Source organism: Photobacterium gaetbulicola (assembly GCF_003025515.1).
Taxonomy (GTDB): domain Bacteria; phylum Pseudomonadota; class Gammaproteobacteria; order Enterobacterales; family Vibrionaceae; genus Photobacterium; species Photobacterium gaetbulicola.
The window spans coordinates 242,673-253,718 of the sequence record NZ_PYME01000005.1 but is presented as its reverse complement, the minus strand read 5'-3'; the positions used below and the strand labels follow the sequence as shown (position 1 = coordinate 253,718).

7 protein-coding genes and 1 pseudogene are annotated in these 11,046 nt (G+C 45.8%); 4 read left to right on the top strand and 4 right to left on the bottom strand.

Annotation, left to right across the window (positions count from 1 at the left end; translation table 11 throughout):
- Window positions 1-91 (top strand): annotated as a pseudogene (locus tag C9J03_RS27160) (group II intron maturase-specific domain-containing protein); the annotation flags it as partial.
- Window positions 92-141: 50 nt separating this feature from the next.
- Here C9J03_RS27160 and C9J03_RS06575 read toward each other — a convergent pair.
- The 4 genes from C9J03_RS06575 to C9J03_RS06560 all read right to left on the bottom strand — a co-directional run bounded on the left by C9J03_RS06575 (window position 142) and on the right by C9J03_RS06560 (window position 7,191).
- Entirely contained in the window at window positions 142-1,365 is a 1,224-nt protein-coding gene (locus tag C9J03_RS06575) for an L-lactate MFS transporter (protein ID WP_039461639.1), read from the bottom strand.
- Window positions 1,366-1,696: 331 nt separating this feature from the next.
- Window positions 1,697-1,933, bottom strand: coding sequence for an HP1242/YdcH family protein (locus C9J03_RS06570; RefSeq protein ID WP_039461636.1), 237 nt, complete (start codon window positions 1,931-1,933; stop codon window positions 1,697-1,699).
- A gap of 246 nt (window positions 1,934-2,179) precedes the next feature.
- Window positions 2,180-3,403 carry a sodium/glutamate symporter gene (gene gltS / locus C9J03_RS06565; protein ID WP_044623599.1) on the bottom strand — a complete coding sequence of 408 codons (1,224 nt, stop codon included), beginning with the start codon at window positions 3,401-3,403 and terminating at the stop codon, window positions 2,180-2,182.
- A gap of 620 nt (window positions 3,404-4,023) precedes the next feature.
- Complete coding sequence (locus tag C9J03_RS06560; protein ID WP_044623598.1) at window positions 4,024-7,191, bottom strand: bifunctional diguanylate cyclase/phosphodiesterase; 3,168 nt, start codon at window positions 7,189-7,191, stop codon at window positions 4,024-4,026.
- Between the two features lie 485 nt (window positions 7,192-7,676).
- Here C9J03_RS06560 and galE point away from each other — a divergent pair, with 485 nt between their 5' ends.
- From galE to galK, 3 genes are all read left to right on the top strand, one after another.
- Entirely contained in the window at window positions 7,677-8,687 is a 1,011-nt protein-coding gene (galE, locus tag C9J03_RS06550) for a UDP-glucose 4-epimerase GalE (protein WP_044623596.1), read from the top strand.
- A 105-nt stretch (window positions 8,688-8,792) separates the two neighbouring features.
- A complete protein-coding gene (locus C9J03_RS06545) occupies window positions 8,793-9,851 on the top strand; it encodes a UDP-glucose--hexose-1-phosphate uridylyltransferase (protein ID WP_039461627.1) in 1,059 nt (352 codons plus the stop codon).
- Between the two features lie 30 nt (window positions 9,852-9,881).
- Entirely contained in the window at window positions 9,882-11,045 is a 1,164-nt protein-coding gene (gene galK, locus C9J03_RS06540) for a galactokinase (RefSeq protein WP_039461624.1), read from the top strand.
- Window position 11,046: the final 1 nt, after the last annotated feature.

Sequence of the window (11,046 nt, the reverse complement as noted above, 5' to 3'; positions counted from 1 at the left end):
GATGGGCATGTACTCATTGAGAGATGGGTATGAGTCACTGAAAATATATTCGGAACCGCCGTATGCGACCCACGCTTGTACGGTGGTGTGAGAGGACGGAGGCCGTGAGGCCTCCTCCTACTCGATTTGTGTGAAGAGAATTTAGGCGCGCGCCAATTTTTTCTCTAGGGCTTCGGCATCAACTGGTTTGGTGAGTACAGAAAGCAATACATTCAGTGCCATCATTACCGCGCAGATGGTGTAAGCCAGGGTGTAGTTACCTGAAGCAGCCATTGCGATAGCCGTAATCGCGGAGCCGATGAAACCACTGACACCCCATGCCGTGTAAAGCACACCGAAGTTGGCGCCGTAGTTTTTCAGACCATAGAATTCAGCCGTCAGGGTTGGGAACACCGCTAGTAGCGTACCGTAACCTACACCGGCAAGCGCCGCACCAACCATTAGTGTGAAGCTTGAATCAAAGCTTGCGAACAGTACCATGTTGATACCCTGCATGATGAATGCAATCGTTAGGGTACGTAGGCCACCAATTTTATCAGCAAGCATACCAGCAGCAACACGGCCGCCAGAGTTGAAGATTGACAGAACAACAACCAGGAATGCCGCTTCAGTGATATTTGCCTGCTGGGCAGCGATCAGAGTGATATTGCCAATGACCATCAGACCGGCTGAAGAAGCAAGGGCAAACATAATCCATAGCGAGTAGAACTGAGGGGTCTTCAACATTGCACGCCATTGGATGTCAACCGGCTTGCTTGCTTTTGCCTTATAGTTCGCAGGTACTGGCGGCTGGTAGCCCTCTGGTGGGTTAGTGATGGTGCATGCTAATGGAACCGAAATCAGCAGGATAGCAACACCCAGGATCAGGAAGCTGGTGCTGATACCGAAAGAGTCAATAAGCAGCGATGTTAGTGGTGCTAGGTATACAGCCGCCAGACCAAAGCCTGCAGCAATCAGACCGTTTACCAGGCCTTTTTTAGAAGGGTGGAACCACTTCATCGCTGAAGGCGCAAGACATGCATAGCCAAAACCGATACCCGCACCAGTCATCAGACCAAATGTGATCAGAAGAAGTAGAGGGCTGGTGGCGAAGCTTGAAATGATCATGCCTGAACCAACAAGCGTCGTACCCAAGATAAGGATCTTACGAGGGCCCATGCGATCTTGAAGAACACCAGCTACCAAAAGAGATAGAGCAAAAGTAATTACAGCAACTGAGTATGGCATTGAAGCATCTGCATCAGACCAGCCCATATCTAGAACGAGTGCTTGCTTGAAAACACTCCAAGCATACAGGATGCCCATACATAGGTTGATACAGAAACCTGCCAGCAGGATCTGTTTTGCTTTATCGAATTTAGTCATTGTTTTCTCTGTCACTACAAGGGAAGCAGTATGGTCTCATACTGCGCTCAAAAAAAATTGGTCTTTATTAACAAAAGTTGATTGCTACTAAAGGTGCGCGGATTCTATCAATATTTTTTGAATAGGAAACCGCTAGAAATATCTGGTTACAATTGTTTCCAGGCTGATTTTGTCCATTCATATGCTGTCAATAAGGATTCTTCCATTTATTCAATGGCTTATTCGTAAAATTGGCTAGACATCTTTGCGGATAGGAACATGTAAACATATGCCACACCACAGTTTGTAAACCTGTGATGTGGGCATAGTTAATGCAAAGGATATGGCAGTATCAGTGAGAAAGAATGCTATAGATTCTGTCTTTCAGTTGGAGGCGTTCTAATTTGAGCTGCGTAAAATGGTGATCGTCTGTGGGAATGTTATTACCTTCAAGGCCTCTGATTTTGTGATCTAGCTGGTGGTAGCGATCAGCCATTTGCTTGAAGTGTTCGTCGGATTGTTTTAGCTCCTTAATTCTATCCTGGTGTTCTGGGTATTCGATAAACAGTGCATGATTTTCACCTAACATATTGATACTCCCACGCTCTTTATGATCCTACCGAACTTGACGATAGGTAAAGGTTCAACAGAGATACCACACAGATGCTTGTGGCCGTTAACATAGCGCACCCTAAACGAGAGAAGATCTTTTTGTGCTAGTTGTTATCCCGGGTCGATGTACTCATCAACCCTGGTAAGAGACGCTATAGATAATAATAGCTGGGGGAGGCCGAAGGGCAAAGCCGGGCCATAGGCGCCCGGCAATGTCGGAGGGTTATTGAATAAAGCTGATGTAGGTCTGCAGAACAATCAGGTTGGCAATGTCGATAAAGAAGGCACCGACAATAGGCACAACCATAAATGCCTGTGGCGACGGGCCATTGCGTGAGACGAGTGCCCCCATATTCATCACCGCGGTAGGGGTCGCCCCCATACCAAAACCACAGTGTCCGCCGGCAATAACGGCAGCATCATAGGTTTTGCCCATAAGTCGGAAAGTGACGAAGTAGGCAAAGGCCGCCAGAGTAACAGTTTGTACCGACAAAATAACAATCATTGGCAATGCAAGGCCAAGCAACTCCCAAAGCTGAAGGCTCATTAAGGCCATCGCGAGAAACAGGGAGAGTGAAATGGTGCCTAGGGCATCGACGGTTTCATTATTAATTTTGTAGACTTTGGTTGTTTCACAAATATTGGTAATGAACACACCGATAAAGAGGGCGTAGACAAAGTCCGGGATACGGAGCCAGTTAATACCAAAGCCATCGATGAGCTCTTTCACATGAGCAGCGCCTGCGACACAGATCAGCAGAATAAAGAGGACTTCGATTGTGTTCTTCGCAGTAATGCGATCTTCTTCGTGGTCGCTGTATGTGACCAAGTCCGGGTGTTCAATATGGTGCTTTTCGCCAATACCGAACTCCGACGTCAGAGAAAAGCGGTTGATTAGCCGCTGTGCTACAGGTCCGCCGATGATCCCGCCCATGACGAGGCCAAAGGTCGCAGCTGCCATTGATAGCTCTAGGGTTTGCAGGCCATAGCTATCGGCAAATGTTTGTGACCATGCGGCACCCGTACCATGGCCGCCAGATAGGGTGATAGAACCCACCATAAGCCCTAATAGCGGGTCTAGGCCAAGCATTGTGCTCAGACTTACCCCCACGGCGTTTTGGATGATGATATAAAGTGTTGCGATACCAAGGAACAAGAAGACTCGTGAGCCACCTTTGGCTAGCAGTTTAAAGCTTGCGGCTAAACCGACTGTGGCAAAGAACATCTGCATCAGCGTGTCTTTGAGGCTTAGCTTGAAGGTGATATCAATACCTTGTGTATGTAATACTGCAATTAGTACAGCAACAATCAATCCGCCAACAATAGGCTCTGGAATATTGTACTTTTTGAATACCTTTACTTTGCTATTAATGAAGTAGCCAAGAAAAAGCACAATAATCGCAATGAGAAACGACTCAAGTTCGCTTACTTGTATAACTGAATTCATGATTATGTCTTTTCATTTTTTCTCAGGCGTTAATTTTACCGCCTAAAATGGCGACTGCCTATATTGCCATTTCAACGACAATAGTGTAGACCCTTGGTTATCGCTTGGTTGTTTATGTTTTGATTATTGTGTTTATGTATATTTTAGGGCAAAGCTGTAAGCTGCTTTGTTATTGTGATGTTCTTGATTTTGGTTTTCTTAAGCTTTGTTGATAATTAGCTCAAAAGATAGAAAATGTCTTAGAATGAATACGTGACTGCTTTAAAATCAGCAGGCTATTGCGTTACTGATGAATATCCATACGAAAAAAGCGGAATATATCCTTTAAGAATCAATGTAATTAATATGTTACACCTCTGAAATTGTCGTTTATTTAGTAACCCAATATGAACTTTGGGGGGGGAATTCATCGAGATGGGTATTTTTTGGTCTATATTTTTTTTAATTTTTTTATCTTATTCTTGCTGAATGATAACTCAGATTGATTTTTTACCATCGATGACTAATAAAACAGCGTATATAATGCGTGTTAGATCAAGTTTTTCCGTTTTTACCTTTATATAGTCGAGTCAAACAGGCTTCTCAAGGTTACTTGGGTAATGAGAATGGCAAGAATCCGGTTAGACCTCAGAGTCTTTGATCGTGATTGGGCCTGGAGCTGTGTCTGCAGCTTGTTCGAGGTAATGCTGTTCAAATTCGTCTACTGGCTGTGGTCGACCAAATAAGAAGCCTTGGAATTCCTCGACCCCGATGCTTGACAGAAAGTCGCGTTGAGACTGGTGTTCTACACCTTCGGCGACTACTCGCATATTTAAATTATGAGCCAATTCGACAATTGAGCGGGTGATGGCAATATTATCTTTGTTCCAAGGCAGCTCTTTGATGAATTCACGATCAATTTTCAGAATGTGGATAGGGAACCGGCTTAGGTAAGCGAGCGATGAATAGCCGGTTCCAAAATCATCAATCGCTATTTTAACGCCCAGAGCCTCAAGCTTAATCAGCTTATCTAATGCGGTGTTGACATCAGACATGATGACGGTTTCAGTGATCTCTATTTCGAGATATTTAGGATCACAGCCACTTTGAATGATCGCCTTGTCAATCGTTTCGACGATATTTGACCCCAATAACTGCTGAGCAGAGATGTTTAGAGCAAAGTTAAGGTAAATTTGCTTGTCCTGCCACTCTTTCAATTGTTGGCAGGCTTTATGTATCAGGTGCTCCCCAGCTTCAATAATGACGCCAGAACGTTCAAGTATAGGAATGATATTGAGTGGTGACTCATGTTCACCATGTTTATTGCGCCACCTCAGTAGGGCTTCAACACCAGATATTTTATGATCATGGGCATGAACTTTGGGTTGGTAGAAAAACTCATAGCGATCCGTACCCACAGTGCGCCGTAATTCTGATTCCAGTTGAATTTGCTGTACACTGTGTACCCCCATTTCCTGAGTATAGAAACAGAATTGGTTGCGTCCTTGCTCTTTCGCTCGGTAAAGGGCGATATCTGCATATTTACTGATATTCTCAGCGATCTCCGAGTCATCAGGGAAGAAGCTGATGCCGATGCTGGCGGTTAAAAACAGCTCCTTGCCTTCCACAACAAGCGGGGCTGAGATGTGCTTCAGGATACGCGTCGCAATATTGGTGACATTTTGTAAGTTGGCATTTTGTGCCAGGAGTATGGCGAACTCGTCGCCACCAAGTCTGGCGAGGAAATCTGTTTCTCTTAGCAGGCGTTGAATACGCCTAGCGGTCGTTTGGATCACCTTGTCGCCAACGGCATGCCCCAGAGAGTCGTTGATCTGCTTGAAATAATCCAAATCCAAAGAAAGTAGGGCGATATTCTCTCCGTGGTGCTTATTACACTTCACCGCAGCGCCGAGCTGTTGCTGGAGTAGGGTTCGGTTTGGCAGCTCAGTTAATAAATCATAGTGAACGAGACGGTGCAGGCGATTTTCGAATAATACCCGCTCCGTGATATCCTTGCCGGTAGATATATAGTGGCTAATTTTGCCGCGGTTGTTACGTATAGGGGCAATGGTTTTTTCTTCATAGATGATGTGTTCATCATCTTGTTTATGAGCAATAACCCGCTCAATAACATGGCCTTGTTTCAACTGTTTTTGCACATGCTTGACGTCGCTGGTGCTGTTGAGGGTATTTCTTAATAACTCAATGGACTGTTTACCGATAATGTCTTTGGACTTGATACCGTTATGTTCCTCGAAAGAGCGGTTTACATACTCAACTACACCTCGTCTGTCCGTTATGATGATAGAGTCGTTACTTTGCTCAAGGGCTCGTGACATGCACTTGAGTTTTTCTTCTCGTTCAATCCAGTAGGTCACATCACGTAGGTTAAGTAAAATTTCATGGCTTGAGCTGTAAGCCGTTTCTGTTGCGATGATCTCAATATGTTTGGTCTTCAGGTTGGAGAACTGCAATCGGATCTTGATGGTGGGCTGCTTCTTTTCACGCAGTTGATGTAACTGTTCAATGATCGCTTCCATCTGTCGGCGAAACTGTGTGCCGGGTAATAGCTTTGTTAGGGTGCAGCCAATGATGTCCTTACTTCCGAGGGATAATATTTGTCTGGCGGCATTATTGGCAGTGACAATTTTCATTTCTTGATCGAGGGTCATTAACCCGTCTGGCACATGGCGCAATACCGTCGCGTACTGTAAAGCGGTATCCTTAACTTTGAGGGTCATTTTACGCTGAACATTCAATAGCTGGGATAGGTGCCACGCCAGCACTAGGCAGCCTGAAGCCAAACAGATAATTAACCCAGTGAAAATGACCAGCTTGACGATACGCTTTTGAGTAAAAGCAAGTTCGGCCACCGCCTCTGCCATGTTGACTTTGGATATTATCGTCCAAGGTAAATCGGTGCCTTGGAAAGGTAGGGTAAAACTATCTTCCCCTTTGAATCGTGTACCGGAGAAAAAACGGGTATAGGTATATAGGTAGTCACCAATAATCACTTGGCCGCGAATGTTGTTTTTAATCTCATGCCAAAGGGAAGGGTAGAGGCGATTAAAATCCTGCTGATTAGGATTGACCAAAGCAGGCATGAATTGCCATGCACTCTCTGCTGTTGGGCCAAGCAACCATTGACCATTACTGTTTATGAGCCAGTTTTGCACTTGATCCCAACCGTATTGCCCTTTTAGCTCTTCCAGATAGTCGACTCCAAGATAATTGAGCGTGAGCAACCAGCTTTTGCCGTTCATTTTGATATGGCTAACGAATCTCAGCATAGGTTTATGAGGGAGTTCTATTTCGCCATTTTCTTGATTAAGGTCGAATTGAGAGGTGTAAAAACTGCCTGGTGGGATGTCGAGGGCTCTCTGAACATAGCCACGATGGCCTTTATTTTGCAAATTAATGCTGTCCACAGCCACCGCTCTTCCATCCTTTTTGTTGACTCTGATAACCTCCTGGCCTTGCTCGTTGATCAAACGTACTTGATCATAATAGGAGCGGGTTGTCGATAAACGCTGGAATGTAGCTGTCAGGATTTCGTGCTGTCGTTCAATGGTATGGTGAGAGTGGGATAACTCTATCGCTTTTTCACTGATATAACGGAGATCGTCAATAATCGGCGCGAAGTGTAACCTTGTAATGTGTAAAGAGGATTGATGGCGGCTATTCTCTCGATCTTGAATACGGTGGTTAAGCTGGGTGATATCTTCGCTGTAAATATAATAGATAGATGCTGACGTAATAGTCAGTAAGGGTATGAAAAAAAGTAAGAAGCGTAATATAGCAATTTTCATACATCATCCATGATATTTATTAAACGTGCTTAGTATAGCTTTTAACTGCTAGTAGATGCATATCGAAATATCAAATTAGCTTTGCGCATCACATTGCATAGACATATGGCCTGTATTTAGCGCGCCTTTCATTTTGCTTTTTGTTCGTCTCCCTTCTTTTGGGTAATCGTTTTCACTAAATGTCAGATTTCAGCGCTCTGATTTCACGCTGTGTCTAAAGCGGTGAAATGTAAATTCCTTCGTTTTATTTTTGCTTATACTGTTGATTTTGTAGTGTTTATTTTCTTTTTCCTTAATCGGGAGGCGAGACTGATTCAATTTGGCGATAGCAGTAATGCCATAAAATTTGTGAAAACGTTTACACAATGTGGCAATGATCACAGATTTCATTTCGAGCTTATTGATAAACTTACTCGCAGTTAACAACAATAGGCTGTCCTCGATGAGGTGGTTGGCTGTCACTGTGAGTGAATTGGGAGAGAGTGATGAAGGTATTAGTAACGGGAGGTATGGGATATATCGGAAGCCATACCTGTGTACAAATGATTGACGCAGGCCTTGAGCCAATCATTCTGGACAACCTTTGTAACAGTAAAGAAGCCGTGCTTGAGCGAGTTGAAACACTGACTGGTGTAACACCAACTTTCTATCATGGTGATATTCGTGATCGAGAGATACTGGATCAAATTTTCTCAGAGCATGATATTCGCTCTGTCATCCATTTTGCAGGCTTGAAGGCCGTGGGTGAGTCAGTACAAAAACCGCTTGAATACTACGACAACAATGTCCATGGCACATTGATGCTCGTTGATGCCATGAAGCAGGCAGGTGTGAACAGTTTGGTGTTCAGCTCATCCGCAACGGTTTATGGTGATCCTACTGAAATCCCAATCAAGGAAACGACACCAACAGGTCAAGTGACCAACCCTTATGGCCGCAGCAAGTACATGGTCGAGGAGTGTCTGCGCGATATTCAGGTTGCAGTCCCTGAAATGAGTATCACCTTGCTGCGTTACTTCAACCCAGTTGGCGCCCACCCATCTGGCATTATGGGTGAAGACCCGCAAGGTATCCCTAATAACCTGATGCCATTTATCGCCCAAGTTGCAGTGGGACGCCGTGAATATCTCTCTGTGTTCGGCAATGATTATCCAACACCGGACGGGACCGGCATTCGTGATTATATCCACGTTATGGATTTGGCCGATGGCCATATTGCCGCCCTGCGCACGGTTGGCGAAAAGCCGGGATTACATATCTATAACCTAGGGACAGGCAAGGGTAGCAGCGTGCTCGAAATGGTCGATGCCTTTAGCAAGGCATGTGGTCATGATGTGGCTTACAAAATTTGTCCACGCCGTCCTGGTGATATTGCCGAGTGTTGGGCTGATCCGGCTAAAGCGCGTGAAGAGCTTGGTTGGGAAGCCAGGTTCGATGTCACAGCGATGGCTGCTGATACTTGGCGTTGGCAGTCTGACAACCCGAATGGGTACTGATTGGCCTTAAATTGATTTTGGGAGTAGGTGCGTTTTCACCCCTAAGTTTACCTGCTCCTGCCTTTATTTCTATTTGCAGTAACACTGTAGTTGCGAGTTTTAAAAATGTCTGAGCAAAAGTTTAATCCAGTTGATCACCCGCATCGTCGATACAATCCGTTGACGGGGCAATATATTTTGGTTTCCCCACATCGTGCTAAGCGTCCATGGCAGGGGGCTGATGAAATCCCGCAACAAGCAGAAGACAAGAGCTACGATAGCGAGTGCTTTTTGTGTCCGACCAATACCCGTGTTTCAGGTGATAAAAACCCGGACTATGCCGATACCTATGTGTTCAATAATGACCATGCGGCGCTGACACCGGATACACCGGATGCCCCGGGATCTGACAACCCTCTTTTCCGTTGTGAAAGTGCCCGTGGTTTGAGCCGAGTGATTTGTTTCTCCCCGGATCACAGCAAAACTTTGCCAGAACTACCCGTCGGTACGATTCGCAAAGTGATTGACACCTGGAATGAGCAAATTGAAGAGCTTGGCCAAGAATATGTGTGGGTTCAGGCGTTTGAAAACAAAGGGGCAACAATGGGGTGTTCCCAGCCACACCCACATGGTCAGATCTGGGCAAACAGCTTTTTGCCAAACGAGATCGCCCGCAAAGATGAAAACCTACGAGCGTACTACCAAGCGCAAGGCACAAATTTGCTGGTGGATTATGCAAAAGCTGAAATGGCTGACGGTTCACGTACCGTCGTTGAAACCGAGCATTGGATTGCCGTTGTTCCATACTGGGCGGCATGGCCATTTGAAACCATGTTGATGCCGAAAGCCCATATCCGCCGTATGAACGATTTGACTGACGAGCAGCGTGATGATCTTGCTGTTGCGATTAAAAAACTCACCAGCCGTTATGACAACCTGTTTAAGTGCTCATTCCCTTACTCGATGGGCTGGCATTATGCACCGTTTTTCAAAGATGGTGATACTTCAACTGAGCATTGGCAGCTTCATGCCATCTTCTATCCGCCATTACTACGCTCTGCGACGGTGCGCAAGTTCATGGTGGGTTATGAAATGTTGGCTGAAAGTCAGCGTGATCTCACGGCAGAGCAGGCGGCAGACAAATTGCGTGCCCTAAGCGACGTTCACTACCGCGAACAACAATAAACACCCCATACAGAAAGATAGGAACAAATTATGTCTAAAACACAACTACTGACTGACGCTGTTAATACTTCATTTTTTTCCGTATTGGGTTATGAAGCGACACACCTGATCCAGGCTCCGGGCCGTGTGAATTTGATCGGTGAGCATACTGATTATAATGATGGATTCGTACTGCCATGTGCGATTGATTATCAAGCGGTTGTTGCGGCTGCTCGTCGAGATGACAATATTGTGCGCGTGGTGTCTGTGGACTATGGCAATCAAACCAAAGAATTTGACCTGACGTCCGAGATTGCTTTCGACGAAGAGTGTATGTGGATCAACTACATCAAGGGTGTGGTCAAGTGTCTACGTGGTCGCGGTTATGAGTTTGCCGGTGCGGATATCGCTGTAAGCGGCAATGTTCCCCAAGGTGCGGGCCTGAGCTCTTCTGCTGCATTGGAAGTGGTGATTGGACAGACATTCAAGACACTTTATGCGCTAGAAATCAGCCAGCAGGAAATTGCCCTGAATGGTCAGCAGGCGGAAAACGAATTTGTAGGGTGTAACTGCGGCATCATGGATCAGTTGATCTCTGCCGAAGGCCAAGCAAACCACGCCCTGTTGATTGACTGTCGTTCGCTGGAGACCAAAGCGGTTTCTATGCCGGAAGATATGGCGGTGGTTATCATCAATTCGAACAAAAAACGTGGTTTGGTTGACAGCGAATACAACACCCGCCGTGCACAGTGTGAAGAAGCGGCGCGTATTTTTGGTGTGAAAGCATTGCGTGACGTCACGATTGAACAGTTTAATGCTCGTGTCGATGAGCTTGACGAAATGGTCGCCAAGCGTGCTCGCCACGTGATCAGCGAAAACGATCGTACTGAAGAAGCTGCTATCGCATTGAGTCAAGGTGACATGAAGCGTATGGGGGAGCTGATGGCTGAGTCTCATGCTTCGATGCGCGATGACTTTGAAATCACTGTCCGTGAGATTGATTTCATTGTTGACACTGTCAAAGCCGTCATTGGCGATCAAGGTGGTGTGCGTATGACTGGCGGCGGTTTTGGCGGTTGTGTAGTGTCGATTGTGCCGCCAGCCTTGGTTGAAGAGGTGAAGGCTGCCCTTGCTGAGAAATATGAGGCGGAGACTGGGTTGAAAGAGACCATTTATGTATGTAAGGCAAAAGCTGGCGCTGGTGCACTCGCCTAAG

Bases quoted from the DNA above. Each gene is read 5' to 3' on its own strand.
- C9J03_RS06575 (WP_039461639.1), bottom strand. From the start codon at position 1,365: ATGACTAAATTCGATAAAGCAAAACAGATCCTGCTGGCAGGTTTCTGT.
- C9J03_RS06570 (WP_039461636.1), bottom strand. From the start codon at position 1,933: ATGTTAGGTGAAAATCATGCACTGTTTATCGAATACCCAGAACACCAG.
- gltS (WP_044623599.1), bottom strand. From the start codon at position 3,403: ATGAATTCAGTTATACAAGTAAGCGAACTTGAGTCGTTTCTCATTGCG.
- C9J03_RS06560 (WP_044623598.1), bottom strand. From the start codon at position 7,191: ATGAAAATTGCTATATTACGCTTCTTACTTTTTTTCATACCCTTACTG.
- galE (WP_044623596.1), top strand. From the start codon at position 7,677: ATGAAGGTATTAGTAACGGGAGGTATGGGATATATCGGAAGCCATACC.
- C9J03_RS06545 (WP_039461627.1), top strand. From the start codon at position 8,793: ATGTCTGAGCAAAAGTTTAATCCAGTTGATCACCCGCATCGTCGATAC.
- galK (WP_039461624.1), top strand. From the start codon at position 9,882: ATGTCTAAAACACAACTACTGACTGACGCTGTTAATACTTCATTTTTT.